This window comes from Nosocomiicoccus sp. HMSC09A07, assembly GCF_001808485.1.
GTDB classification, from domain to species: Bacteria; Bacillota; Bacilli; order Staphylococcales; family Salinicoccaceae; genus Nosocomiicoccus; species Nosocomiicoccus ampullae_A.
The window spans coordinates 1-24,439 of sequence record NZ_KV793646.1 but is presented as its reverse complement, the minus strand read 5'-3'; the positions used below and the strand labels follow the sequence as shown (position 1 = coordinate 24,439).

The window sequence follows — 24,439 nt, the reverse complement described above, 5'->3', positions numbered from 1 at the left end:
AAATTCTCTTTTATAGATACGAAATAACAGTAGATGAAGGAAGCTATCCTATGACAACAACTATTCATTACAAACATCATGGAAAGTTATTTGAAGCGACATTTAGAGCTTATCGCGGGATGCAACATGTATCTTCAATCATACAAAAAGGAAATTCATATAAACCATCTAATGTTATAGAAGACATTAAGTATATCGAGCCAAAAGTCCAGTGCTATGTCTATGATTCACCTGACGAAAAAGTAACTGTGTATAGTAACGTTGACCCTACTGTAAAGGAGTTGGACTAAGATAGATATTAAATTCGAATATAAATATGTCCAAAATACGCGCGTTAATATATATGACAATTGATGAAGCGTCTGTCACGACGGTTCGAAATTTAGAGAATGTATATTTTACGGCAGATGGAGACGTCGTTATATTCGTTCAAACAGAGGCGAAACCTGAGATGAAATTGAATTTATACTAAAAAATGTCTGACTCTTAATTGAGCCAGACATTTTTGTTTTAATCTTTCTTTAAAAACATCCGATTAAATATAGACGTCTTTCCAATCGGTAATTTTTCTTTTGAACATGCGTCTCTAACCAAATATTCTTTGTTGTTTAACGCATTGTTAAATGTAACTTCATCGATCCAATTCGAATGTTTTTTTTCATCAAAACAATCCGGATGAATAATTTCTCTCGTTGAATTATCTATAATCACTCGCTCGGACTTGCTCGTCTTATCGACCACTGGGATAAATAAAATAATAATTGCAATGATTAATAAAACTATTGTACGTTTTTTCATCGGTTTAGAATTTATCCTCGATAAATAATATTGCTTGTTTCTGATGTTCGATTGCTTTAATTAAATGCTCAGCGAGTTTTGTCGTCGTAATTGCACCCACTCCACCTGGTACTGGCGTAATGTAACCTGCGACTTCTTTAACCTCGTCGTACGCAACATCTCCGACAAGTTTTCCTTCTTCGTTAAAGTTAATACCAACGTCGATAACGACAGCACCTGGTTTAACATGCTCTTTACGAATTAAATCTACTGCTCCAGCAGCACTCACAATAACATCTGCATTTTTACATTTGTCGACTAAGTCGTCTGTATATAAGTTACACGTCGTTACTGTTGCATCTCTATTCATCATGAGTAACGATAACGGCTTACCAACGACTGCACTTGCTCCGACTACTGTTACGTTTTTACCTTTTAAATCGAGGTTGTAGTAATCAAAGAACTCCATCACCGCTGCTGGCGTACATGGTTCTAAACGGTCATCTGCGTTCGTTAACACTTTACCTAAGTTCATAACTGTTAACCCATCGATATCTTTAAATGAACGCATTAACTGCGCAGCTCTCGTAATATTAATATGTTTTGGAAGTGGTTGTAATAAAAGAATACCGTGGATTGAAAAATCCCAGTTAATCTCTTTAAATTTATCTAAAAATTCCTTTTCAGAAATGTCTTCAGGAAAATGGAATTGTTTCGTTTCGATACCTAATTTTTGGAATTTTTTTACCGCTGCATTTTCGTAAGAAATTGAATCTTCAAGATCACCAACACGGACAAAAGCGACTGTCGGTGTAATCCCGTGATTGATAGATTCTTCAACTGCGTTTTTAATTTCTTCAGATAAATGTGCGGCTACTTTTTTGCCATCTAAAATTTCTGCCATTGTGTAACCCTCCATATTTTATGTTGAGATTATTATACCATAATGACATTTCGATAATAAAAAATAACCATATCAAATAGATATGGTTATTGAAAACAATTACTTATTTAGTTTCACGGTGAAGTGTAACTTTGTTTAATCTTGGGCTGTATTTTTTAAGCTCGATACGCTCAGGATTGTTTTTCTTGTTTTTCACTGTGTGGTAGTTACGGTCACCTGTTTCAGTACATTCTAAAATAACTTGTACGCGCATTATTGTCACCTCTTCAAATAAATTATCGTGTGATTTCTCTTCAACTGGCCAGTTGATCATCAACGGATGATTACGGTTTTTAATCACTTTATTAATATTACAGTAGACGCCCTAATAATTCAAGTAAATTTCACAAATTTATATTTGCTAAATCGTAGGCGTTACGATATACTATTTTAGTACAAAAACATTGGAGGGAATTATTTTGAAATTAAGAGCATTACTAATTTCATTCGTCGCTATACTTGTTCTCGCTGCTTGTAGTAACGACGCAGCTGACAACAAAGAAAGTGATAACACAGATAGCGACAACAAAAATCTTAAAGTGTATACTACAGTTTTTCCACTATATAGTATGACTAAAGAAATCGCAGGAGACACGATGGAAGTCGAATCTATTTACCCTAAAAACGTCAACATGCATAACTATGAACCGTCCCAAAAAGACATTCTAAACTATGCAAAAGGCGATCTTTTCATCTATACAAATCATGAATTAGACCCTGTAGCTAAAAAGATACATGAGACAATCGAAAACGACACTGAAGTGTTAGAAGCATTTAACAATGAAGAAGCATTCATCGAAGACGAACATCATCATGACCACGACCATGATCACGATCACGATGCAACTGAAGATGAAGATGAACACGACCACGGACACGATCATCACCACCACGGTGAGTTCGACCCACACGTTTGGTTAGATCCAGAACTAGCTACACAAATGGCAGAAAACATTAAAGACAAATTAGTTGAAATGAACCCAGACGAAAAAGAAACTTACGAGAAAAACTTTGAATCTTTAAAAGCTGACTTAGAAGAATTATCTAATTCTCTAGACGAAGCAATGAAAGATAAAAAACGTGATACAGTATATATTTCACATGAGTCTATCGGTTACTTAGCACACAAATACGACTTTAAACAAGTTGGTATTCACGGATTAAACGACGATGAACCATCACAAAAAGAACTTACTCATATGATTGAAGACATTAAAGAAACTAAAACTCCATACATTTTAAGAGAACAAAACGTTTCTTCACGTCTAACTGACATGATCGGAAAAGAGACAGATGTAGAATTCTTACCGTTCCACAACTTAGAAGCTTTAACTGATAACGATCCAGAAGACTCAACATATCAAAGTCTGATGAAAGAAAATATCGAAACACTTAAAAAAGCATTACAAGATTAAAAAAACACCCTTTGTTGACTTTTTAAAATCAACAAAGGGTATTTTTATATGTGTAAAAGTATTATTGCTCCATTTCTAGACGGATACGTTCTGTAAATTCTTGGATTTCTTTTACATCTTTTTTAACGACAAAGTATGCGACGACTAGTCCAATTCCAGTAAATAATGTCAGTACGAGTAATGTTTTAAATAAAAAACCGATTAATCCTTTAATTAAATCCACTTGTTATCCCTCCTGAATGATTCGAATCGCAGGTAAGTCTGCGGGTGCTAGTTCTATATTCCCGAGTTCACTACGTTTTAACCATCTTTTTTCAATATGTTCGTTTAATGTTAAATTTCCACGTACTATTTTTGAATAGTACGTCGTTAAATTAACGATTCCAAAATCATATTCATAACGCGTCGTCGTAATTTTATCGAGCACTTCGATTTCAGTATCCATTTCTTCTAACAATTCGCGCTTTAACGCTTCAATTTCATCCTCACCCGCTTCAACTTTTCCTCCTGGGAACTCCCAAAGGTTCGCGAGTGTTTTACCAGGAGGTCTTTTTGCGACGAGTATACGATCTAAATCGTCGACAATCACCGCTGCAACGACGTTAATTTCCTTTTTCATTTGACTTATCCTTTATATTGTAATGTATTTCTTCGAATCTGACTGTAAGTGGTACGAAGATAAACGTATAAATAAAAAATAAAAATAAAACGATAATGATTCGTGTCGAATTTAATATCGGTAAATTCGGAACGATAAAAACTATTGAAATAATAAGTAAAGCGAGCGCAATATACTCAAATACGACAGATTTTGTCGATGGTTCTATATATTCTTTACAATTTGGACAGCGCGTTCTAGATCTCGGCTTAATCATATAGCCGAGCAACTTCTCTTTATATGTCCATTTATGATGGCAATTCGGACATACGGCCGTATGAAACTCTTTTTTTGCCACTTGAATCCCCCATTTTTTTACACTGTTTATGCTAATATAATAAGTATCATAGTTAAGGAGTGCTTATATTGAAAATCGAGTTACGCAAATCACTAAATACGATTCTTATCATTATTGCATTGGCTGTTATTTATAGATTCAGTTTGCCTTATTTACCTGGAGTTTTTAAATTCTCAGTACTCGTTTTATTCGTACTCATCGCTTTAATGTCGATTATGAGTGTGTTTAAACGAGAATACGATGAAAACCCGTTCGAACGAAAAAACAATGACGAGTAATTATTCGACTCTATCGCCTTGTTTAAGACTCTCAAAGTCTTTAAAACGAATGCGTATAGAGTCTTTATTTAATTCTTTGTCACTCATCACTTGAAAATGTAAGTGTGGCAATGTCGTCGCACCACTATTTCCAACTTGCCCAACAAGTTCTCCAGTAACGACACTATCTCCAACGTCAACTTGTACACTATCCTTTTTTAAATGTGCAAGTAAACTATATTCTCCGTTTTCGTGCTCTATGATTACATAGTTTCCTGACGGCTCATCTTGATTCACGATACCAATTTGGTTATCTTTAACATCACGCTTAACATCGACGACTACTCCTTCCAGCGGTGCGAGTACATCATTTCCAAATACGAAGTACGAATTTAAATCACCGGGATCACCGTTATGGTGATATAACTCAACCATATTCGTTAAATCATACGCATAGCGTTGATTCTCTGTTCTGTAATGATAGTTATGAAACACATCTGTACCACCTGCAGACACAACTGCTTCTTCTAGTGGTAATGCATACTCATTTTTTGTCCAAACGTCATCCGTATCGTACTTTTCATTTAAGTGAAGTTCAATACCGATAATCTCATTATCATCTGTAAATGCTGCAGTAAGACTATGTGTTTCTTCATCATTCACATAAAAATATCGATTAAAATTCATCGTTAACTTATTGTGATATTTTTGATGAAGATCTCCCGCTTCACGATGAAAGATTTGTAACGATTCGACAAATCTTGATTCTTCAGTATTTTGTTTAAACGGTTCAAATGCTGTGTCATAGATTTCTTTAAACTTCTCACTATTAAAATATTCTACAAATGTATCTGGTGTTACCATGAAGTCACGTCCCTTTTTAATGATTTAATTTGTTTAACGTTTCGATTAACTCTTTAGATTGAAACTCTACAGATTGTAAGTCGTTCGGTCTAAAGTTATCGATATTCATAAATATCACTTGTTCGACATTTATGTTAAACGCTTTCGCAAGAGCCTCTTTTTTATTTTCGTTATTTACGTCATCTGTCGCGACAAATAAATAATCGAGTTTCGCAGCACTGTAATCTTCAGTTTCGTATATTTTATAGTCATCACTTTCTAGTATACGTTTAATATATTTCGGTTGACTAAATCCTAATACGTCATATACTGCTTCAGTTCCAAAACTTGAAAATTTCGGCCTTAAATAATACGTATCATCTTCATCGACAATGACTGCAGCATTCATATCGAGCACTTGTTGATTTAACTGACTACGAAGTGTAGACATTTTTTCTAAAAATTCATCCACAATAAGTTTTGCTTCTTCTTCTTTATTTAACATGACACCTAAATAATAAAAGTGAGTCAAATAAATTCGCTTTTTATATGGATTAAATGCGCTCGTAATATATCGCATTTCAATTGTTGGTGCGTAATCTCTATATGTCGCAGAGTACTCATCCGGTGCATACGTGACGATTAAATCTGGATTTAATGACTCTACTGTTTCAAAATCACCAGGTTCAATAAAAGTCGCATCTAACTTCTCTTCCACTAACTCCGAACCTTTAAGCTGAGAGTTAACACCTACGGGCTCTACACCGAGCAGTTCAGCATTTAAAGGATCTGCTGCACGAAATAATACAGGGCGCTTAATTTCTTTATTAAGTTCTAAGTGTCCTGCTTGTTCAGTTGTAATGACACGTGTGTTTTCGTCACTACTCACTTCCTGATATGTACTACAACCCGCTAATAATATGGTTGCAGATAACGTCAATAATCTTTTTTTCATGATTTATCCCTACTAATATAATTAAATATAAAGTACTCGAGCTTTCTAAAAAAGTATGCGAGTATAATTCCGACTAACGTTCCAGTGACGTTTAAAATAACGTCGTCGATGTTCGTCGTACGTCCAATCGGTAATATATATTGAATCGTTTCAACCGAAATTGAAAACAAGCATCCAAATATACTCGTCAACCATTCCTTTTTCGTCATTAAATAGACGAAAAATCCAAACGGCACAAATAATACGATATTCATAACTAAATTATTAAAAATCGCCTCATCTGTACCATAATCATACAGCTCTCTCATCGACTGAAACGGTACGACATTACTCGTATGTCCCTGTAAACTCGTCGGCATCATCGTAATTAATAGTATACCAATAACACTCATCATTATGCCGACAAACACCGTAAAATCTTTAAATTTATTATAATCATTTAACCGGTGATTGAACTTTCTATTGAAATAAATTGCGAATAAAAGCAATATGACAATACAAATGAAAAAAACCGGAATGACAGGCCAAAACGCTTTAATTAAAATCAATGTAACAAATCTCCAATTTTATTTATGGACTGACTATACCATATTATTTTGACATGAGTATATCAATTTAAAAAGAAAAGACATTGAGAATATTCTCAATGTCATTCTTTCTTCATTACTTGTTTGTGATACATTTCTTGGTATTTACCGCTGAGTTTTAGTAACTCCTCGTGATTACCCGATTCTACAATATTCCCTTGGTCTAATAATAGGATGTTGTTCGCATGCTGAATCGTCGATAATCTGTGTGCGATTATTACCGTCGTTCGATTTGAAGATACAACTTTCATTGCATTTTGTACGAGCTGCTCTGTTTCACTATCAACGTTAGACGTTGCTTCGTCTAGTATTAATAGTGTCGGTTTAAATGCTAATGCTCTCGCAAATGAAATGAGCTGACGTTCTCCAAGTGATAATGTCGAACCACTTTCAATAAGTTCTTCATGAATCCCGTTTTCAAAGCGTTCTAAAATCATTTCTCCACCGACAGAATTTAAAGCATCGATGGCTTCTTCTTCTGTAATGTCTTCACTACCAAGACGAATATTATAAAGAAGTGTTCCGTTATAGATGTACGGATCTTGTAAAACGATTGCCATATGACTTCTCATCGATTGTTTGTTTAATGTTTTTGTGTCGACACCGTCAAACAGTATCTCTCCACTATCCGGATCATAAAACCTCATCAGTAAGTTGATAATTGAACTCTTACCAGATCCCGTATGCCCAACGAGTGCGAGCGTTTCATTTTCTTTTACTTTAAAGTTAATGTTATTTAACACTCGGTGTCCTTTATTGTATGAGAAATTGACATCATTAAACTCGATATTTCCTTTAAACGTTTGAAGTTCTTGATGGTCTTCTCGTTCTTCTTCCTCATCGAGTAATTCGAACACTTTATTTGTCGCGACACGAGCTTGTTCGATGATATCAAACACACCGATAATCGCATATAAAGGCATCATAATTTTCCCGGCGTAGTCAATCATTAAGTACATCGAACCTACAGACCATGCTGTGTTTTGGAATACAAACATATAACTGAATACGAAGATTAAAATCATGAGTACAACACTACGTAAAGACTCGATTAAGTTCGTATTTGTCAGTGCGTTTAACCTTGAAAGTCGCACTGAACTTTTATAGTAATCTTCGTTTAGTTTAGAAAACTCGTTAAACACTTTTTCTTCGTTATTAAATGCTTGAATGACACTCATACCGCTAATAGATTCATTAATAGACGCGTTCATTTCACTATTTCGTTCACGTTTTGTCATGTTAAATTTGTTAGACGCTTTTCGGTATAAGTATAACCATAAAAATAGAAACGGTAATACGAGTATCATTAACAATCCTGCATACACGTTTACAAAGAACGATGCAATAACGACCCCTAAAATCGTAAACACACTCGTAATCACTTGAGTGAGAACTGACGTAAATACATTTAGTATCGTTTCTGTGTCGTTAGTGATTCTTGCTACAACTTTCCCTGCTGGTAAGTTGTCAAAGTAACGTACCGGTAATTTTTGAACATGTCTAAAGACTTTAAGTCGAATCGATTGGATGACTTTACTTCCTGCTTTTAATGTTACGAGTCTTGAGTAATACCCAATCAGTCCGTTAGTCACTTGGACTATTAAGTATATGAAAAGCATAATGACTAAGCCTTTAACAACGACATTCTCTTTTACTAAGTAATTATCTAAAATAATTTTTAATAAAAACGGCCCGAGTAAGTTTAACCCAACCGCGATTAAGTTAAGGACGATTCCGAAGAGAAGGAGTGAACGGTGACCAGCTGTAAATTCATATAATCTTTTAAGTTGGTTCAACGTTCTCACCTCCATGTTTAAAGTACTCGTGTTGTGTTTTGTACCATCCGTCTGTTTCTATTAACTCTTTATGAGTACCAGACTGAACGATTGCCCCGTCATCGATAACGATAATTTGATCTGCATGTTCCACGGCAGATAATCTATGCGTAATGATAATCGTTGTTTTATCTTTACGTGTTTTCTTTAACGCATCGATAATATGTTGTTCAGTATTTGCGTCTACTGCACTTAAAGCATCATCTAAAATAAGTATCTCCGGATCTTTAATTAAGCTTCTCGCAATCGATATACGCTGCTTTTGACCGCCAGATAATGCGATACCCTTTTCTCCGACTTTCGTTTCTAAGCCGTGCTTCATATTGTTTAAGTCATTGACTAGCGCACTATTTTGAATTGCGCGCTGCAGTTCTTCTTCTGTTGCATTTTCTTTACCAAATAAAATGTTTTCTCGAACTGTTTTACTAAATAAGAAGTTTTCTTGCGGAACATAGCCAATTAAATCTCTCAGTTCTTTTTTATTAATATTTTGAATCGGTTTTCCATCGATAATAAATTGACCATTACCTTCAGAATAGTACTTTAAAAACTGTTTAATAAACGTCGTTTTACCGCTTCCCGTTTTACCGACGATACCGAGTGTCTCTCCTTTTTTAAGTTCGAGATCAATACCTTTTAAATTCTCACGACTCGATGTCGGATACGTAAATGAGTAGTCGTCAAATGAGATATTGTTGTTTTGAACACTTTCACCTGAGAATAACACATCATCTTCTTCGTTCAGTAAGTCTTCAATTCGGTTAAGTGATGCACGACCTCTTTCTGTAGTGTCTAACATAATTCCAAATGCGAACATCGGCCAAATCATCATATTTAAATAAATATTAAACGTTATAAACTCACCGAGTGTGATCGTTCCGTTATTGATAAAAAACGCACCGGCAATAAATGAGATGATAAATGACGTTGCAACGACTAACGTCGTAATTGGCTCAAAAAGTGCTTCTAATTTCGCAACTTTCATAATGCGATCAATATAATTAGAAGTCATTGATTTAAAACGATTATACTCCGGATTTTCTTGTACATAACTTCTCGTTACTCTAACACCTTCAACAACCTCTAATACGTTGTTGTTCATTTTTCCGAATGATTCTTGTGCTTTCATATGGTGTTCCATAATCTTTTTACCGATTTTTACTTCCGTCACAATAAGTAGTGGTAACGGAAGTAAAGCAATAATTGTTAACACCGGATTAACGACAATCATCATTGTAACTAATATTATTGTCCCATAAATTAACGTATCGATAATTGTGATAATACCGAATGTCGTTCCCATCGTCACACTGCGTAAATCATTCGTAATGCGCGCCATTAAGTCTCCCGTACTATTTCTTTCATAGAATGATGGGGACATCGCTAAATACTTACGGACTAAACGCTTACGTAAAATCGCATCAATATCATAACCAGACTGCATGATGTAATACGTACTTATGTATGTCAGTATATAAATCAATAGAATCGCAGAGAAGAATACACCGATAATCATTTTCATCGAGTCTAACGTCATTGACCCCGCTGTAATGAGGTCGATTGTTTTACCAATGAGTAGCGGAGGTAAAATTTCTAAAATGTTTAAAATTAATGCAGATGCTAATATAATGAGTAATTTGAGCTTATGTTTTCGAAAATACCAACTGATTTTCTTTAAAAATGTAAGCATCTTTTGTTCCTTTCTTTTTGATCTTTATATACAAAAATCGGAGGGTAATTACCCTCCGTTAAATGATTAATTATATATTACGATTTTTGAAATAATTATTCAATAATTATTATTCGCCACGTGCTGCACTATCTGTAATTAAAATAACGTTGTCGTGGTTGTGGAGAATGGATACCGGGATGTCTTCTGTAATTTCTCCACTGATGAATAAATCACGTGCATTTTTCTTATTGTCACCAGAGATTAAAAGAATGATTGTTTTAGCTTTCATAATCGTTTGAAGCCCCATCGATACCGCTTCAGTTGGAACGTCTTCAATCGATTCAAAGAATCTTGAATTATCTTCGATCGTTTCATCTGTTAACTGTACTTTATGTGTGAGTGAATTAAAATCTGTTCCTGGTTCGTTAAACGCAATATGACCATTTCTTCCGATACCGAGTACTTGAATATCGATACCTACTTCGTCAATAAGCGCTTCATAGTCTTCCACTTCTTTTTGTAAATCTTCTGCAACACCATCTAAAATATGAATGTTTTCTTGTGGGATATCTAACTTACTAAAGAAATGTTGTTCCATGAAATAATGATAACTTTGGTCGTTTGACTCATCTAATCCGACATATTCATCTAAGTTAAATGTCGTTAGTTCTGACAGATCTAAATTTGCTTCGTTAATTTTTTTTGCTAACGCATCATACATACCCTCAGGCGTTGACCCTGTCGCAAGGCCTAATGAAAATTGTTTCGATTCTTTTAATGCGTCGAAAATAATTGTTGCCGCTTCGTTACTCATGTCTTCATAAGTATTTGCTTTAATTTCTTTAAAATTTGTCATTGTGTGCCTCCAATTGAAACTCGATGTATGCAAGCTAATTGCATACGATACTTAAGTGTCTTTAAGACTTTTAAGTATTTTAATATTATATTCTTTTTTAATTTCTCTGTAAAACAATAACTATAGAAGTTCGTAAATTAAAATAAACACGAGTATAAATGATACTGCTAGTGATAAGACTCCATATATAGACAACCATAGTGGATGACGATAATGTCCAACGATATCAGAACGTCTTGAAGCATGTAATATCCCACCGAGAATAACTGGTAATATTAATCCATTTAAAATTGTTGTAATCTGAAGTAACACAACCTCTTCGCCCTTTAGTAAAAAGATGAACCAACTCGTTAAAACGAGCATGAGTAATACGACATCGATATATTTTTTAATAATATCATTAACTGATTTAATAAATGTTCCTGTCGTATACGCGACACTCACAATAGACGTTAATGATGCACATATAAATAATATCCCTAAAGCGTAGCTACCAAGACCACCAAACACTTCTGAAAAAGCACTTTCTAATAAGTTATCTTTAAATAAAATGACGTTACTTCTAGATAACCCGAGTATTGTAAAGAATAATAGTAAGCGTGTCACTGTAACGATAATCACACTATAAACAGCAGATCGAGTGACTGCTGTTTTATACTTTTCACCGGTAATTTCTACATCAATTAAACGATGTGCACCAGCAAAACTAATATATCCACCAATCGATAGGGCAACCATCATCGCAATTGTCGTCACAATATCGTAATCAATCATCGGTAGGACCGTTTTTGCAAGTGTGACATCATACGGTACATCTGTTGCTGTAAATGCGTACGCAAGTAGAATTATTGCGATAATAAAACTTAACATCACTCCGATAAACGTTTCTAACGTAATACGATTTCTATTTAATAAATAAAATAAAATCGCAATCATAAGCCCAATGGATGCGCCGAGTTTTATATCGACATTAAATAATAAACTAATTCCAATTCCTAAACCCGAAATATTAATGATATTAAACGCGATTCCTCCAAGTAAGACAACGACAGACATAAACGTCCCAAAATTCGGGATAATTTTATTGATGACTAAATGTGCCGGCGTTTTTGCGACAGTGAGTATTCGCCATATATTCATTTGTATGCCGAGTTCGATAATTCCAGTGATTATAATGACGAACGCAAGACGCTCATAAAATTGAATCGTTAAGTCCGCCGTTGACATTAAAAACAAAGGGCCAATTGAAGCACTGGCCATTAAAAATACCGCACTAAAGATTTTATTTCTCTCTAATCTTCTCTCGTTCATGACCTTCACCTCAATTCGCCCATTAAATTAGTACATTGGTTTTATTACGTCATTCAATTGTTTTGTAATAGAAAATTTACGTGCGCCGAATTTTAAAAGCGTTGAAACAGAATGTGTTTCTAGCACTGATGAAATAACGACTTCTGAACGTGACTCAACCGGTACGATATTAATCATCGTTTTAATAATATAATCGTAACCAAATATCGTAAATTCTAGCCTTCTATTTTCGACATATTTGTTAATCTTTCCTTTATAGTCTGTTCCATTATATGTGAGTACAAACGGAGTTCCTTCATCTCTCACATTTTCACTATTTGATTCATAAGAAATACGTGACAACCCATTAATGTTATTTTTAAACCACTGATCAGAATTTAAAAACTCAAACACTGTTTCTGGTAATAACTCTACTTCTTTATTATGAAAATATAATTGTAGTTCCATCATTTCCTCCTTAAATTATAAAGTTACCGAGCACGTCGTTTACATCATGGACAACGACAAACGCAGATTCATCGTGTTTTTTAATGACACGTTTTAAACGTCCGAGCTGGTTCTTGTTAATAACAACGTATAATACATCTTTGTTTTCTTGTGTATAGTATCCGCGACCATGCATAATTGTTACACCACGTTTAATATCATTCGCCACGTGTTCAGCGAGTAATTCTGGTTTTGTTGAAATAATCGTCACTGCTTTTTTCGGATTCATACCTTCAATGATAAAGTCCATTACTTTTGTTGCGATGTATAAAGCAATGACTGTCAGTAACACACGTTCTAATGGAACGACTGTTAAACCAATTGTCACAATGATTAAGTCAAAGAATAGTAGCGCATATGACACGTTAACATCTAAGTATTTGTTTGCAATACGCGCTAAAATTGTCGTTCCAGCAGTCGTCGAACCGACTCTAAATATTAAACCAATTCCCATACCGATTAAAATACCACCAAACACCATGTTTACGATGATATTTTCAAAGTCCATTTGCCAATCCGCTGTTATCCATAACATGATTGACGTCATCGGTATTGTAAATATTGTATAATACATTGCTCTACGAGATAAAAACTTAAAGCCGATAGCTAATATCACAACGTTAATGAGTAAGTTCGTAAGGGCAGTAGACCAACCAAATGCATAGTAAAGTATGATTGATATACCGATAACCCCACCTTCAGCAAGGTGACCACCGATCATGAATGTGTTAATCCCAATCGCAAAGACAAAAGAGCCGACGATGATAACAAACGCATTGATTAGCGTTTGAACAGTCCAATTTTTATTAAACGAAAGTTTTCGCTTATTAAAGTTTTCAACTTTTTTTCTGTTTTTTGCTATCATTTAATCGACTCCTTTTATTTTATATAACACTTTAATTTTATAAGATTTAATACGTTTATTCAATGACAGAACAGGATTAGATTCAATCAATCAACAATAGAAAGGATGAAATGAATGAAATCAATGACTCCGTTTTTAATGTTTGAAGGTCGAGCAGAAGAAGCAATTCAGTTTTATCAATCAGTTTTTAAAGATGTAGAGGTCGTTTTCATTAATTATTTTGAAAGTGGAGAAATGAAAGGCAAAGTGATGCAAAGCTTGATTACAATAAATGGTAATCCAGTCATTTTAAACGATGCTGATGTATCCGAAGCATCAAAATTTACACCGAGTATGAGTTTCTTTATTGAGTGTGACTCTATGGACGAATTAATTACGATTTATGACAAAATAAAGTCAAAAGGGTCTATATTAATGCCGTTAGAAGATTATGGTTTCAGCAGACAGTTTGCATGGGTGACAGATCCATTTGGTGTATCTTGGCAATTAAACTTAATATAAAAATAAAAAACCGAAGTCTATTGACTTCGGTTTTAATCTATTTGTGTTCATAAAAATACGAATTAACCAAGTAATTTTGAGAAAATATTTGTAGATTTACGACTATTTCTTCTTTGTTTAATTGTTTTGTTGTTCAGAGCTTCTACTTTAAACTCCTTGATACGTTGTTCAACTGGAATAATTTGAGTGCTATACAATGTTTTTTCCTCCTGTAATTTTTAATTTATTTCATGTGCTTGTTTTCTTTACTATGTACAGTATAGGCTTTATATCAACGTTTATCAAGGATTTAGCACGCTATTTTTTAAAGTTTATATATTGATAATTTTCAGTTATTTTAAATTAAATAATTAATATATGAAATATATTTTCTAAATATTTAAATTCCGAACCCATTTATACATATGAATGAATAAAAATACTAATGGTAACGGTTTACAGTCGTTTTTATAAGTTTTTAGATAATTAACACACATAAAAATTACAAATTACACTGAAATTTTGATGTAATTTGTATTCGTTTTCCTAAATTTTGCATAAAAAATGAATGTGCTTTCACACATTCATTTCTTTTAGTTTTTATTTTTATTTTTAAATATCGCTGTACTGACGACGTGTGGTACTTCGTAAATATCTCCTTCAACTGACGTTTTTAACGTATCATTAATTTCTTTTAGTACAGACTCTTTACGGTGATCACTAAATCTTGAAAGCCATGATGACGTTCCAATACGTTTCAACCATTCTTCGTCCGTGAATTTTATTTTATAATCCTTTTTGAAAAGATTTGTTAAGTCGAATTTATGGTAATTAAAGTCACTGAACCATTCTACTGGGAAACTGTTAATCATTTGTATTGAATATTTCTTTGACCCTGCAGGTTCTAATTGGTTGTATTTTGCATTTGCACGAATGATTTTCATCGTTTCTTTCATCATCGAGTTATTTACTCTAAACCCTAAATCTGAAATAATCATCAGGCCGTTTGGTTTTAAAAGTCGCTTTACCTCTCTAACCGCTTCATTTGAATCAAAATACTGCCATGCACGTAATGCAAAAATAATGTCATAATCGTTTTCTCTTAAATGCGTGTTTTCTGCAAATCCATCATGGAATTTAACGTTGTCACCACGCGTATAATCGATTCCCATTTTTCTAAATATTTCACTCGGCTCTAATGCGTCTACTGTCGCACCTTCGTCAGACAGCATTTTAGATAAAAATCCAGGGCCTGCACCGAGGTCTAAAATTTTCTTACCTTTAAAATCTATACCGAGTTGTTTTATGCCATCTAATAATTCCTTTGGTATGTCGTTACGACTTTTAAAGTATTCTTCTTCAAACGTTTTTAGTTTATAATCCATTTTTTATCCGCCCTTTTCTATCAAACTATTTAATTGTATTCTATACGTAAATAACTGTATGATAAATAAATAATTGTTTTTTAATTAATATGGAGTGAATATTTTATGTCTAAACCATTACTCGCGATTACACTCATAGCGTTGATGATTTTATTATTTTACTGGGGAGTGACGTTTGTCGTACCGAGTTTCGGTTTCCCAAGAATCGTTGCATTATCTATTATATTAGGAAGTGTGGCAGGTTTCTACATATATACTATTATTGATAATAATTATCTCGATTAAAAATATATGGAGGGGAAATTATGACACAAACGAACGAAAAGCCAGATTATCGTTTAATTATCATCTTAATTAGTGGTGCGTTTATCGCATTTTTATCAAATACATTTTTAAACGTCGCATTACCATCGATTAAAAATGACTTTGGCATTTCAACGAGTAGCGTTCAGTGGGTATCGACGTCTTATATGCTCGTTGCCGGAATCATCATTCCGATGACAGCTTACTTTATGAACCGTTTTAGCGCGAAGAAAATATTTTTAAGTTCAATGGGATTATTTTTAATCGGGACTTCACTTGCAGGATTTTCAGTGACATTTCCGATGCTCATCGCAGGACGTATGATCCAAGCGACAGGTTCTTCAATACTCATGCCGCTTCTAATGAATACCTTAATTAGAAGTTACCCACCTGAAAAACGTGGAACAGCTATGGGGATGTTCAGTTTAGTCATGTTCTTCGCCCCTGCAATTGGTCCGACGCTATCAGGTGTCATAATTCAACGTTATGACTGGCATGTTTTATTTTTAATGATGATACCGATCTTAATCTTACTTTTAATTTCTGGTTTTGTTTTACTACCTAACGTTTTACTAAACAAAAATGCTGTTATGGACGTTCCATCTGTTATAATGTCAACGATTGGATTCGGTGCATTATTATATGGACTTGTATCAGCTGGAGATCATAAATTACTTTCTATACAAACATTTGGTCCAATTATCATTGGTGTTGTTGTCATTTACTTTTACGTAATGCGACAAATGAAGTTAGACGTTCCGATGTTAAACTTTAGAGTATATAAATATCGTATGTATCTACTCGGAACGATCATTAGTGCTGCAACGAACATGGGACTATTTGCAGGTATGATTTTAATACCGATCTTTTTACAAGATATACAAAACCGTTCCCCGCTTGAAACAGGATTGCTCATGTTACCGGGTGCGTTAATTTTAGGTTTACTCTCTCCGGTATCTGGTAAGCTATTTGATATGTACGGTCCTAAAGGAATGGCAATTATCGGTCTTACACTTGCGACTGTAACAACAGCGTTTTTAGGTCGACTTACAATAGATACTAGTTTTTCATACATTTTAACGATTTACGTCATTCGTGCGTTTGGTATGACTCTCGTTAACACACCAGTTATGACAAATGGTATGAACGACTTGCCACGTGATTTAACCCCAGATGGATCTTCTCTAAACTCTATGCAAAACCAAGTATCTGGAGCTGTTGGTATCGCCTTACTAATTTCTGTTATGCAAGGATATATTAACTTTAATTTAAATAAACTGGACGTTGTGACACCTGAAATTGAAAACCAAATTACAATTGAAGGTATTAACTTAGCATTTAACGTCGGTGCTGTATTTATGGGAATAGGGCTCATCACTGCGTTTTTCTTAAAACGTGTGACGAGTGAAGATATGATGAAAAACTCAACTTTCTCTGCACGTCCTGTTGACGATGGACGAAAAAAAATCCGTAAAGAAGATTAATCTTCTTTACGGTGTTTTTTATTTTTGGACGATACGTTTAACAATTTCTATAATCGTTTTTGTCGCTTTTTCTAAATCATTTACAGATGTAAACTCGTATCTACCATGCATGTTTTCAGTTCCTGTGAAGATGTTTGGTGTTGGAAGTCCCATAAAAGATAGCTGAGAACCGTCTGTTCCGCCACGTACTGGTTGAATGACAGGCGAGATATCAAGAGATTTCATTGCTTCTTGAGCAATTTCTACGATATAAAACTTAGGCTCAATTTTCTCTTTCATATTGTAATATTGATCTTCTAGTTCTAATCTTACGTTTTGTGGACCATACGTATCTTGATATTTCTCTACAATTTTCTTCATCGTTTCTTTTCGATTTTCAAAATTATCTCTATCAAAGTCACGAATAATATACTCTAATTCAGTTTCGTCTGTTGAACCGTTAATTGTGAGTAAATGGAAAAATCCTTCATACCCTTCACTACATTCTGGAGTATCTTCAGGGTCGAACTCTAAAGCAAATTTAGAAGCGATTGTTAAACTATTGATCATTTTATCTTTCGCAGTACCTGGGTGAATGTTTTTACCTTTAATAATTACTTTCGCACCTGCAGCGTTAAAGCTTTCGTACTGAAGTTCACCAACTGGCCCACCGTCAATTGTATATGCAAAGTCTGCATTAAATTTCTCGACGTCAAACTTATGAGGTCCACGACCTATTTCTTCATCTGGCGTAAATGCAATACGGATATCACCGTGCTCGATATCGCTATTTAAAATCGCTTCAGCGGCAGTGACGATTGCAGTAATACCTGCTTTGTCGTCTCCTCCTAAAAGTGTTGTACCGTCTGTTGTAATAAGTGTATGACCAATATAATTGTTTAAGTTCGGGAACTCTTTTACAGTCATAACGATATCTTGTGATCTATTTAAAATGATGTCGCCACCTTTATACTGAACGACTTGTGGGTTAACGTTTGTTCCCGTAAAGTCTGTTGCCGTATCGACGTGTGCTAAAAAACCAACTGTTTCAGCATCGACATTACCAGGTATTGTTGCAAATAAATACCCATTATCGTCGAGAGTAATATCAGATAAACCAATTTCTTCTAACTCTTCTTTTAACATATGTAAAAGATCCCACTGCTTACTTGTAGAAGGCGTCGTTTTACTTGAAGCGTCGGACTGAGTGTCAACTTTTGCATATCTAATGAGTCTTTCTGTAAGTTGTTCTTTCATAGTAATCTCCCTTATCCATGTAATTTATCGAAAATTAAAATCCAGAATCACGTGTTAACTTATTTTTTTCGTTATACCTTTCAATACTTAAACCGATTAATCGATCGAGTAATTCACTATACGGTATACCGCTTTGTTCCATTAGTTTTGGATACATTGAAATCGATGTAAATCCAGGTAACGTGTTGACTTCGTTTACAATCACTTCTCCATCTTCAGTTAAAAATACGTCTACACGTGCATATCCTAAAGAGTCTAAAGTGCGGTAAGTATTTTCTGCGACTTCTTGAATTTTTTTCGTTTCGTCCTCTGTCAGTTTAGCAGGAATGATTAGCGTCGCACCGTCATCTGTTAAGTATTTTGATTCGTAATCGTAAAAGTCAACGTTTGAAACAATTTCACCTGGAATCGATACTATTAACTCGTCATTGCCAAGGACAGACACTTCGATTTCACGACCGACAATCGCCGTTTCTATGAGTACTTTATCGTCAAATTTAAATGCGTCGTTTAAAGCATGATTAAACTCGTCTTCATTCTCTACTTTACTCACACCGACTGAAGAACCTTGGTTCGCAGGTTTTATAAACATCGGTAAACCGAGTGCTTCCTCAATTAAGTTAAAATCGACGACATCCTTTTCATAAGAATGAACGACGATTCCGTTTGCCACTTGAATATGATGGTAATCGAGTAACCTTTTTGTCACGTCTTTGTCCATAGCGACTGCGCTACCTTTCGTATCACAACCGACATAAGCGACGTTCGCACATTCAAGTAATCCTTGAACGTTGCCATCTTCACCATATGTACCATGCAGTACTGAGAAGATTGAATCGAGTTGAATTTCACCAGATTCCGTCTCAAATTGATTACCCGGAATCACTTTCATCGTTTCTTTTTCGTCGACTAATGTTAAGTCGATTTCTGTTAAATCTGTTGTAGTGACCCACTCGCCGGTTTTTAGTACGTGAATTAAACGTACGTTATATTTTTCTTTATCGAGCGCATCTAACACACTTTTCGCTGAACGAAGTGATACTTCATACTCCGTTGATTTTCCACCGTATATTAATCCAATATTTAATTTATTCATATGATTCGTCCTTTTTCATAAATTCGTTTTTATTTTATCATATTCATTATTTATAAATCATTCTTTTTAAGTGGCGTAATTTTATTATGTTATAATTTTGATAATCTTATTTAAGGGCTGGTGCTATATGAAGCGATTCTTTTCATATTATAAACCGTACAAGACGCTGTTTATGATTGATTTTTCATCAGCAGTGTTTGTCGGATTATTAGAGTTACTTTTCCCACTCATCGTCAGTGGTTTTATAGATAATTTACTGCCGACAGGTAACTTTAAAATTATATTACTCGCAACAGTTGGATTACTCGCTGTATACATACTCAATACGTTTTTACAGTATGTCGTGACGTATTACGGACATCTACTCGGTACAAATATTGAACGAGATATCCGTAACGACTTATATAGTCACATTCAATATTTATCGTACCGATATTTTGACAATACAAAAACAGGCAAGTTGTTAACACGTTTAACAAACGACCTCATGAATATCGGTGAGATGGCACACCACGGGCCAGAAGACTTATTTATTGCCGTGATGACACTACTCGGTGCATTTGGAATTATGTTTTGGATTAACCCTGAACTTGCTGTCATTTCATTTGTGATCGTACCGCTGATTTTAATCATCGCTATTTATTTCAACAAAAAGATGACAGTTGCGTTTAGAGAATTATTCGGACGTGTCTCTGAATTCAACCATTTAATTGAAGATAAAATCGGTGGAATTCGCCTCGTTCAAGCATTCGCTCGTGAGGAAGATGAAATTAAAGCATTTAAAGCAATTAACTCACGCTTTAGAGCGACAAAACTTAAAGCATATAAAATCATGGCGTTAAACAACTCAATTTCATATATGCTCATGCGTTTTGTGACAGTATTCATCTTAATTGCGGGTGCGTACTTCGTATTAAACGATAAAATCTCTTACGGGGATTTCGCTGCGTTTATTTTAATTTCAAATATATTATTTAAACCACTCGAAAAAATTAACGCAGTCATCGAACTATATCCTAACGGTATTGCTGGATTTAAACACTTTACTGAGACGATGGCAGTCGAATCAGAAATTAAAGAAGTTGAAAATCCAATAGCGCTTGAAAATCCTAAAGGCGAAATCGTCTACCAAAACGTCTCATTCTCATATGAGGATAAAAAAATCTTAAACGACTTATCGTTTAACGTAACTCCTGGAGAAACTGTCGCACTTGTCGGGCCAAGTGGTGCAGGTAAAACGACAATTACGAGTTTACTTCCGAGATTTTATGAAGTGTCTGACGGTGCAATTACGATAGACGGCACGAACATTAAGGAATACTCATTAAAATCACTTAGAGAAAACATCGGTATCGTTCAACAAGATGTATTTCTATTCTCAGGAACGTTAAGAGAAAACGTCGCATATGGTAAACCTGATGCGACCGATGAAGAAATATACGATGCGCTTGAAAAAGCACAGTTAAAAGATCTTGTCGATAGTTATGCTAAAGGCTTAGACACAGTCGTCGGTGAACGCGGCGTGAAATTATCTGGTGGACAAAAACAAAGAATTTCGATTGCACGTATGTTCTTAAAAAATCCACCGATTCTAATACTAGACGAAGCGACAAGTGCATTAGATACTGAAACAGAGCGAGAAATACAATCCGCGTTAAACCGACTCGCAGTCGGTCGTACGACACTTGTTATCGCTCATCGACTTGCGACAATTAAAAACGCAGATCGTATTTTAGTTGTGACACCAAACGGTATTGAAGAATCCGGATCACACGAAGAATTACTAGAAAATAGCGAAGGTCTTTACCGAGCGTTACACGATGCACAATTTGCAGCATTATAAACACAAAATAACCATCCTTTTTAATATAAAAGGATAGTTATTTTTATAGCCAAATTGTTTTTTCTTGTTTATCAGTACGTTTTCTAAGAAGTTCTTTTGCGTTGTCGTTTTCTCCAAAGAAAATTGCGCCTACAACTTCTTCGTCTTCCTCTATACCTAGTGCTGACTTTACTTCTGTAGCATTATAAACTGGCCCAGTCTTCCAAATAGAATCGATGCCCATACTCGTCGCTTGAATAAGCATATTTTGAATTGCTGCACCGACCGCTAAAATGTCTTCTTCGTATTTACCGCGTGTCTTATTTTTATTTTTACTATAGACCGCTAAAATAACAGTTGGAGCAACCATCGTTTTACTGACCATTTTAACTTTCATACGCTCAAATTCTTCTTCACTAATGTCACGGTTTTTTTGGAATTCCATTGCCGCATCATAAAACTGCTGCATGTTTTCTCCTTGCATGACAATAAACTTCCAAGGTTCAGTAATGTGATGGTTCGGCGCTTGGATTGCAGCCTCTATAATCGTTTCAACCGCTTCTTTAGAAATCGGTTCTGTTTTCTTAAATATCTTCGTACTTTTTCTATTTAAAATTGGTTCAATTACGCTCATTGGTCATTCTCCTTATTGAAATTCGTGTAGTAATTTAAACTGTATATGAATGTCATCGTGAACAGTTACGTTCTCGTCTCTCGCTAGTAATACCATCGGTTGACTCAGATATGTAAATGAAACAAATGCATCCCCTCCGACGATTTCAACATCATCGACGGTTACTGGAATTCCATCGTCAACGATTTTTATATCTTCTCGTCTTATAGCGAATAATTTACCGTTGTCTTTAAAGACGTTCATCGGATACGTCCCGAAAAACTGTGCAACGAACGGATTATTTGGATAACGATACACTTTAGACGCGTCACTAAATTGCTCGACTTCTCCGTCTTTAAGAACGAGTATTTTATCTCCTAATTTCATCGCCTCATTATGATCATGTGTAACATATATAATCGTCTTCTCTTCTTCAGTTTTAATGCGTAAAATTAAGTCAGTAATTTCTCGTTTTAAACTTGTGTCAAGACTAGCGAGTGGTTCATCCATTAATATAATATCCGCATTTGTCGCTAGACTTCTAGCTAGAGCGACACGCTGACGCTCACCGCCTGACAATTCGTTCGGAAGTTTTTCTAAATGTCGTTTAATACCAAGTTCAGTCGCAATCGTTTCAACGTGAGTTCTGAGCACCTCTTTACTCATACTTTTCTTTATACTAAACTCGATATTTTGTTTCACTGTTAAATGCGGGTACAGTGCAAGGTTTTGAAACACAAATGTTAAATTACGGTCCTTCGGTTTAGCATCGGTCATTCTTTGACCATCGATATACACTTCACCATGTGACGGTTCAAGGAGTCCAGCAATTATGCGTAAAATTGTACTTTTGCCTGATCCTGACGGACCGACAATTGCCAAACATTCTCCTTCTTTTATATTTATATTTACGTTTCGTAATGCACTCATATCTCCGCAATGCTTACTCACTTGAGTTAGTTGTACTTTATCCATAATTATATTATACATAAATTGCTTACATATTGAACTAAATCGAGAAATCTAGCATAATATAGATGATGAGCGATTATGCTTAATATTATTTTAGGAGTGGGAATTCATACATGTCACATTTAGACAAAGTTAAAAACGGTAATGGATTTATTGCAGCGTTAGACCAAAGTGGAGGTTCAACACCTAAAGCTTTACGTTTATACGGTATCGCTGAAGATAGCTACGATACTGAAGAGGAAATGTTCGATCTTGTACACCAAATGCGTACACGTATCGTTACGTCACCAGCATTTACTAGCGACAAAATCTTAGGTGCAATTCTTTTCGAACAAACGATGGAAAGTAAAGTTGACGGTAAATACACTGCGGAATACTTAAGAGACAAAGGTATCGCGCCATTCTTAAAAGTAGATAAAGGACTTGCTGATGAAGAAAACGGCGTTCAATTAATGAAACCAATGCCTGAACTTGATGAGTTATTAGACCGTGCAAACGAACACGGCATCTTCGGTACAAAAATGCGTTCAGTCATCCATGAAGCAAACGAAGGTCCGATTAAAGAAGTTGTAGAACAACAATTCGAAATCGGTAAGAAAATCTTAGCTAAAGGGTTAGTACCGATCATCGAGCCTGAAGTTGACATCAACTCTAAAGACAAAGAAAAAATCGAAGACATTTTAAAAGTCGCGATTTTAGAAGAATTAGATAAGTTAGAAGAAGGACAAGACGTCATGCTTAAACTGACAATACCTTCAGTAAGAAATAACTTCAAAGAATTAGTCGACCACCCACGCGTCATTCGTGTCGTTGCATTATCAGGTGGATATAGCCGTGCAACAGCAAACGAACTATTAAAAGAAAACGAAGGAATCATCGCGAGCTTCTCACGCGGGTTAACAGAAGGATTATCAGTCGATCAAACTGATGAAGAATTCAACAACCTACTCGCTGATTCAGTAGAAAAAATCTACGACGCTTCAGTAAACAAGAAATAATTAAAGATGATAAAACCGAAATTCTGATGGAATTTCGGTTTTTTATATTTTTCAGGGTGTTTCATCGGTTCGATTGGTTAGATTTAGCCGCGTGGTGAGTTGGTATGGTGGAATCGTCGGTGATAGTTGAATCTCGCCGATGATTCTGGCGAATCGTCGGTGAATTTGATTCCCCACCGACGCTAACAGGACTTTCGTCGGCGAAATTTCTATTCGCCGACGGGAATCATCGAATCGTCGGTGAAATTCGCGATTTCTGGTCAAGTCCATAATATTGTGTAAAATTATATAG

The 24,439-nt window shown here is 35.0% G+C and carries 29 protein-coding genes; 9 read left to right on the top strand and 20 right to left on the bottom strand.

The features are described from left to right. Both HMPREF3177_RS07885 and HMPREF3177_RS08555 read left to right on the top strand, forming a co-directional pair. A partial coding sequence (locus HMPREF3177_RS07885) for a hypothetical protein (RefSeq protein WP_210388793.1) occupies nt 1-290 on the top strand: 290 nt, incomplete at its 5' end. Nucleotides 291-316: 26 nt separating this feature from the next. Beyond that, a complete protein-coding gene (locus tag HMPREF3177_RS08555; protein WP_168161329.1) occupies nt 317-472 on the top strand; it encodes a hypothetical protein in 156 nt (51 codons plus the stop codon). 38 nt (nt 473-510) lie between these two features. On the opposite strand, the gene HMPREF3177_RS07880 is transcribed toward HMPREF3177_RS08555, so the two are convergent. The 3 genes from HMPREF3177_RS07880 to rpmG all read right to left on the bottom strand — a co-directional run bounded on the left by HMPREF3177_RS07880 (nt 511) and on the right by rpmG (nt 1,934). Next, entirely contained in the window at nt 511-798 is a 288-nt protein-coding gene (locus HMPREF3177_RS07880) for a hypothetical protein (protein WP_070458488.1), read from the bottom strand. Between the two features lie 4 nt (nt 799-802). Then, entirely contained in the window at nt 803-1,681 is an 879-nt protein-coding gene (locus HMPREF3177_RS07875) for a bifunctional 5,10-methylenetetrahydrofolate dehydrogenase/5,10-methenyltetrahydrofolate cyclohydrolase (RefSeq protein ID WP_070458486.1), read from the bottom strand. A gap of 103 nt (nt 1,682-1,784) precedes the next feature. Continuing rightward, nucleotides 1,785-1,934: a 50S ribosomal protein L33 gene (rpmG, locus tag HMPREF3177_RS07870; protein WP_040929001.1), complete on the bottom strand. Its 150-nt coding sequence runs from the start codon at nt 1,932-1,934 to the stop codon at nt 1,785-1,787. A 205-nt stretch (nt 1,935-2,139) separates the two neighbouring features. Here rpmG and HMPREF3177_RS07865 point away from each other — a divergent pair, with 205 nt between their 5' ends. Further along, nucleotides 2,140-3,135, top strand: coding sequence for a metal ABC transporter solute-binding protein, Zn/Mn family (locus tag HMPREF3177_RS07865; protein WP_246827417.1), 996 nt, complete (start codon nt 2,140-2,142; stop codon nt 3,133-3,135). 61 nt (nt 3,136-3,196) lie between these two features. On the opposite strand, the gene HMPREF3177_RS08550 is transcribed toward HMPREF3177_RS07865, so the two are convergent. From HMPREF3177_RS08550 to HMPREF3177_RS07855, 3 genes are read right to left on the bottom strand one after another with little or no spacing between them, the layout of a single operon-like run. Next, nucleotides 3,197-3,358: a hypothetical protein gene (locus HMPREF3177_RS08550; RefSeq protein ID WP_155974675.1), complete on the bottom strand. Its 162-nt coding sequence runs from the start codon at nt 3,356-3,358 to the stop codon at nt 3,197-3,199. A gap of 3 nt (nt 3,359-3,361) precedes the next feature. Continuing rightward, nucleotides 3,362-3,754 carry a (deoxy)nucleoside triphosphate pyrophosphohydrolase gene (locus HMPREF3177_RS07860; RefSeq protein WP_070458484.1) on the bottom strand — a complete coding sequence of 131 codons (393 nt, stop codon included), beginning with the start codon at nt 3,752-3,754 and terminating at the stop codon, nt 3,362-3,364. Further along, a complete protein-coding gene (locus HMPREF3177_RS07855; protein ID WP_168161328.1) occupies nt 3,738-4,091 on the bottom strand; it encodes a TIGR04104 family putative zinc finger protein in 354 nt (117 codons plus the stop codon). Before HMPREF3177_RS07855 ends, HMPREF3177_RS07860 begins: the two co-directional genes overlap by 17 nt. A 68-nt stretch (nt 4,092-4,159) precedes the next feature. Here HMPREF3177_RS07855 and HMPREF3177_RS07850 point away from each other — a divergent pair, with 68 nt between their 5' ends. Then, nucleotides 4,160-4,369 (top strand): hypothetical protein, encoded by a 210-nt coding sequence (locus HMPREF3177_RS07850; RefSeq protein ID WP_070458481.1) that lies wholly within the window; start codon nt 4,160-4,162, stop codon nt 4,367-4,369. On the opposite strand, the gene HMPREF3177_RS07845 is transcribed toward HMPREF3177_RS07850, so the two are convergent. The 9 genes from HMPREF3177_RS07845 to HMPREF3177_RS07805 form a co-directional block, all read right to left on the bottom strand. After that, nucleotides 4,370-5,212 (bottom strand): M23 family metallopeptidase, encoded by an 843-nt coding sequence (locus HMPREF3177_RS07845; protein ID WP_083286921.1) that lies wholly within the window; start codon nt 5,210-5,212, stop codon nt 4,370-4,372. Between the two features lie 16 nt (nt 5,213-5,228). Beyond that, nucleotides 5,229-6,146, bottom strand: a complete 918-nt coding sequence (locus HMPREF3177_RS07840) for an ABC transporter substrate-binding protein (protein WP_070458475.1) — start codon at nt 6,144-6,146, stop codon at nt 5,229-5,231. Beyond that, nucleotides 6,143-6,694 (bottom strand): VanZ family protein, encoded by a 552-nt coding sequence (locus HMPREF3177_RS07835; RefSeq protein ID WP_070458473.1) that lies wholly within the window; start codon nt 6,692-6,694, stop codon nt 6,143-6,145. The genes HMPREF3177_RS07840 and HMPREF3177_RS07835 overlap by 4 nt, the downstream gene beginning before the upstream one ends. 101 nt (nt 6,695-6,795) lie before the next feature. Beyond that, a complete protein-coding gene (locus tag HMPREF3177_RS07830; RefSeq protein ID WP_070458471.1) occupies nt 6,796-8,529 on the bottom strand; it encodes an ABC transporter ATP-binding protein in 1,734 nt (577 codons plus the stop codon). Continuing rightward, nucleotides 8,516-10,258 carry an ABC transporter ATP-binding protein gene (locus HMPREF3177_RS07825; RefSeq protein ID WP_070458468.1) on the bottom strand — a complete coding sequence of 581 codons (1,743 nt, stop codon included), beginning with the start codon at nt 10,256-10,258 and terminating at the stop codon, nt 8,516-8,518. The genes HMPREF3177_RS07830 and HMPREF3177_RS07825 overlap by 14 nt, the downstream gene beginning before the upstream one ends. A 109-nt stretch (nt 10,259-10,367) precedes the next feature. Then, nucleotides 10,368-11,096, bottom strand: coding sequence for a glucosamine-6-phosphate deaminase (gene nagB / locus HMPREF3177_RS07820; RefSeq protein WP_068129571.1), 729 nt, complete (start codon nt 11,094-11,096; stop codon nt 10,368-10,370). Between the two features lie 120 nt (nt 11,097-11,216). After that, nucleotides 11,217-12,407 carry an NRAMP family divalent metal transporter gene (locus tag HMPREF3177_RS07815; protein ID WP_070458465.1) on the bottom strand — a complete coding sequence of 397 codons (1,191 nt, stop codon included), beginning with the start codon at nt 12,405-12,407 and terminating at the stop codon, nt 11,217-11,219. A 27-nt stretch (nt 12,408-12,434) separates the two neighbouring features. Next, nucleotides 12,435-12,854, bottom strand: coding sequence for a hypothetical protein (locus HMPREF3177_RS07810; protein WP_070458462.1), 420 nt, complete (start codon nt 12,852-12,854; stop codon nt 12,435-12,437). A gap of 10 nt (nt 12,855-12,864) precedes the next feature. Continuing rightward, nucleotides 12,865-13,758: a YitT family protein gene (locus HMPREF3177_RS07805; protein ID WP_083286920.1), complete on the bottom strand. Its 894-nt coding sequence runs from the start codon at nt 13,756-13,758 to the stop codon at nt 12,865-12,867. A 114-nt stretch (nt 13,759-13,872) separates the two neighbouring features. On the opposite strand from HMPREF3177_RS07805, the gene HMPREF3177_RS07800 reads away from it, so the two are divergent. Next, complete coding sequence (locus HMPREF3177_RS07800; RefSeq protein WP_070458459.1) at nt 13,873-14,259, top strand: VOC family protein; 387 nt, start codon at nt 13,873-13,875, stop codon at nt 14,257-14,259. A 572-nt stretch (nt 14,260-14,831) separates the two neighbouring features. Here the strand turns inward: HMPREF3177_RS07800 and HMPREF3177_RS07795 are convergent. Then, nucleotides 14,832-15,623 carry a class I SAM-dependent methyltransferase gene (locus HMPREF3177_RS07795; RefSeq protein WP_070458457.1) on the bottom strand — a complete coding sequence of 264 codons (792 nt, stop codon included), beginning with the start codon at nt 15,621-15,623 and terminating at the stop codon, nt 14,832-14,834. Nucleotides 15,624-15,728: 105 nt separating this feature from the next. On the opposite strand from HMPREF3177_RS07795, the gene HMPREF3177_RS07790 reads away from it, so the two are divergent. After that, entirely contained in the window at nt 15,729-15,908 is a 180-nt protein-coding gene (locus tag HMPREF3177_RS07790) for a hypothetical protein (protein ID WP_040929018.1), read from the top strand. Nucleotides 15,909-15,928: 20 nt separating this feature from the next. Then, a complete protein-coding gene (locus HMPREF3177_RS07785) occupies nt 15,929-17,410 on the top strand; it encodes an MDR family MFS transporter (protein ID WP_148128617.1) in 1,482 nt (493 codons plus the stop codon). Between the two features lie 18 nt (nt 17,411-17,428). Here HMPREF3177_RS07785 and pepT read toward each other — a convergent pair whose 3' ends face one another. Together pepT and HMPREF3177_RS07775 are read right to left on the bottom strand one after the other, a co-directional pair. Beyond that, nucleotides 17,429-18,646: a peptidase T gene (gene pepT / locus HMPREF3177_RS07780; RefSeq protein WP_070458451.1), complete on the bottom strand. Its 1,218-nt coding sequence runs from the start codon at nt 18,644-18,646 to the stop codon at nt 17,429-17,431. A gap of 34 nt (nt 18,647-18,680) precedes the next feature. Beyond that, nucleotides 18,681-19,742, bottom strand: a complete 1,062-nt coding sequence (locus HMPREF3177_RS07775; RefSeq protein ID WP_070458448.1) for a D-alanine--D-alanine ligase family protein — start codon at nt 19,740-19,742, stop codon at nt 18,681-18,683. A 127-nt stretch (nt 19,743-19,869) separates the two neighbouring features. Between HMPREF3177_RS07775 and HMPREF3177_RS07770 the strand changes: the two genes are divergently transcribed. Continuing rightward, the gene (locus HMPREF3177_RS07770; protein WP_070458445.1) at nt 19,870-21,585 is read left to right on the top strand and encodes an ABC transporter ATP-binding protein; all 1,716 of its coding nucleotides are present in this window, start codon (nt 19,870-19,872) and stop codon (nt 21,583-21,585) included. A gap of 43 nt (nt 21,586-21,628) precedes the next feature. On the opposite strand, the gene HMPREF3177_RS07765 is transcribed toward HMPREF3177_RS07770, so the two are convergent. Together HMPREF3177_RS07765 and HMPREF3177_RS07760 are read right to left on the bottom strand one after the other, a co-directional pair. Then, entirely contained in the window at nt 21,629-22,198 is a 570-nt protein-coding gene (locus HMPREF3177_RS07765; protein ID WP_068131115.1) for a nitroreductase family protein, read from the bottom strand. A gap of 12 nt (nt 22,199-22,210) precedes the next feature. Further along, the gene (locus tag HMPREF3177_RS07760; protein WP_168161327.1) at nt 22,211-23,152 is read right to left on the bottom strand and encodes an ABC transporter ATP-binding protein; all 942 of its coding nucleotides are present in this window, start codon (nt 23,150-23,152) and stop codon (nt 22,211-22,213) included. A 110-nt stretch (nt 23,153-23,262) separates the two neighbouring features. Here HMPREF3177_RS07760 and HMPREF3177_RS07755 point away from each other — a divergent pair, with 110 nt between their 5' ends. Next, nucleotides 23,263-24,147: a fructose bisphosphate aldolase gene (locus HMPREF3177_RS07755; protein ID WP_070458442.1), complete on the top strand. Its 885-nt coding sequence runs from the start codon at nt 23,263-23,265 to the stop codon at nt 24,145-24,147. The last annotated feature ends 292 nt before the right edge of the window (nt 24,148-24,439 follow it).

Excerpts from the sequence above, each read along its gene's own strand:
- HMPREF3177_RS08555 (WP_168161329.1), top strand. The coding sequence starts at position 317 with ATGTCCAAAATACGCGCGTTAATATATATGACAATTGATGAAGCGTCT.
- HMPREF3177_RS07880 (WP_070458488.1), bottom strand. The coding sequence starts at position 798 with ATGAAAAAACGTACAATAGTTTTATTAATCATTGCAATTATTATTTTA.
- HMPREF3177_RS07875 (WP_070458486.1), bottom strand. The coding sequence starts at position 1,681 with ATGGCAGAAATTTTAGATGGCAAAAAAGTAGCCGCACATTTATCTGAA.
- rpmG (WP_040929001.1), bottom strand. The coding sequence starts at position 1,934 with ATGCGCGTACAAGTTATTTTAGAATGTACTGAAACAGGTGACCGTAAC.
- HMPREF3177_RS07860 (WP_070458484.1), bottom strand. The coding sequence starts at position 3,754 with ATGAAAAAGGAAATTAACGTCGTTGCAGCGGTGATTGTCGACGATTTA.
- HMPREF3177_RS07845 (WP_083286921.1), bottom strand. The coding sequence starts at position 5,212 with ATGGTAACACCAGATACATTTGTAGAATATTTTAATAGTGAGAAGTTT.
- HMPREF3177_RS07840 (WP_070458475.1), bottom strand. The coding sequence starts at position 6,146 with ATGAAAAAAAGATTATTGACGTTATCTGCAACCATATTATTAGCGGGT.
- HMPREF3177_RS07825 (WP_070458468.1), bottom strand. The coding sequence starts at position 10,258 with ATGCTTACATTTTTAAAGAAAATCAGTTGGTATTTTCGAAAACATAAG.
- nagB (WP_068129571.1), bottom strand. The coding sequence starts at position 11,096 with ATGACAAATTTTAAAGAAATTAAAGCAAATACTTATGAAGACATGAGT.
- HMPREF3177_RS07815 (WP_070458465.1), bottom strand. The coding sequence starts at position 12,407 with ATGAACGAGAGAAGATTAGAGAGAAATAAAATCTTTAGTGCGGTATTT.
- HMPREF3177_RS07810 (WP_070458462.1), bottom strand. The coding sequence starts at position 12,854 with ATGGAACTACAATTATATTTTCATAATAAAGAAGTAGAGTTATTACCA.
- HMPREF3177_RS07805 (WP_083286920.1), bottom strand. The coding sequence starts at position 13,758 with ATGATAGCAAAAAACAGAAAAAAAGTTGAAAACTTTAATAAGCGAAAA.
- HMPREF3177_RS07800 (WP_070458459.1), top strand. The coding sequence starts at position 13,873 with ATGAAATCAATGACTCCGTTTTTAATGTTTGAAGGTCGAGCAGAAGAA.
- HMPREF3177_RS07795 (WP_070458457.1), bottom strand. The coding sequence starts at position 15,623 with ATGGATTATAAACTAAAAACGTTTGAAGAAGAATACTTTAAAAGTCGT.
- HMPREF3177_RS07790 (WP_040929018.1), top strand. The coding sequence starts at position 15,729 with ATGTCTAAACCATTACTCGCGATTACACTCATAGCGTTGATGATTTTA.
- HMPREF3177_RS07785 (WP_148128617.1), top strand. The coding sequence starts at position 15,929 with ATGACACAAACGAACGAAAAGCCAGATTATCGTTTAATTATCATCTTA.
- pepT (WP_070458451.1), bottom strand. The coding sequence starts at position 18,646 with ATGAAAGAACAACTTACAGAAAGACTCATTAGATATGCAAAAGTTGAC.
- HMPREF3177_RS07775 (WP_070458448.1), bottom strand. The coding sequence starts at position 19,742 with ATGAATAAATTAAATATTGGATTAATATACGGTGGAAAATCAACGGAG.
- HMPREF3177_RS07770 (WP_070458445.1), top strand. The coding sequence starts at position 19,870 with ATGAAGCGATTCTTTTCATATTATAAACCGTACAAGACGCTGTTTATG.
- HMPREF3177_RS07765 (WP_068131115.1), bottom strand. The coding sequence starts at position 22,198 with ATGAGCGTAATTGAACCAATTTTAAATAGAAAAAGTACGAAGATATTT.
- HMPREF3177_RS07760 (WP_168161327.1), bottom strand. The coding sequence starts at position 23,152 with ATGGATAAAGTACAACTAACTCAAGTGAGTAAGCATTGCGGAGATATG.
- HMPREF3177_RS07755 (WP_070458442.1), top strand. The coding sequence starts at position 23,263 with ATGTCACATTTAGACAAAGTTAAAAACGGTAATGGATTTATTGCAGCG.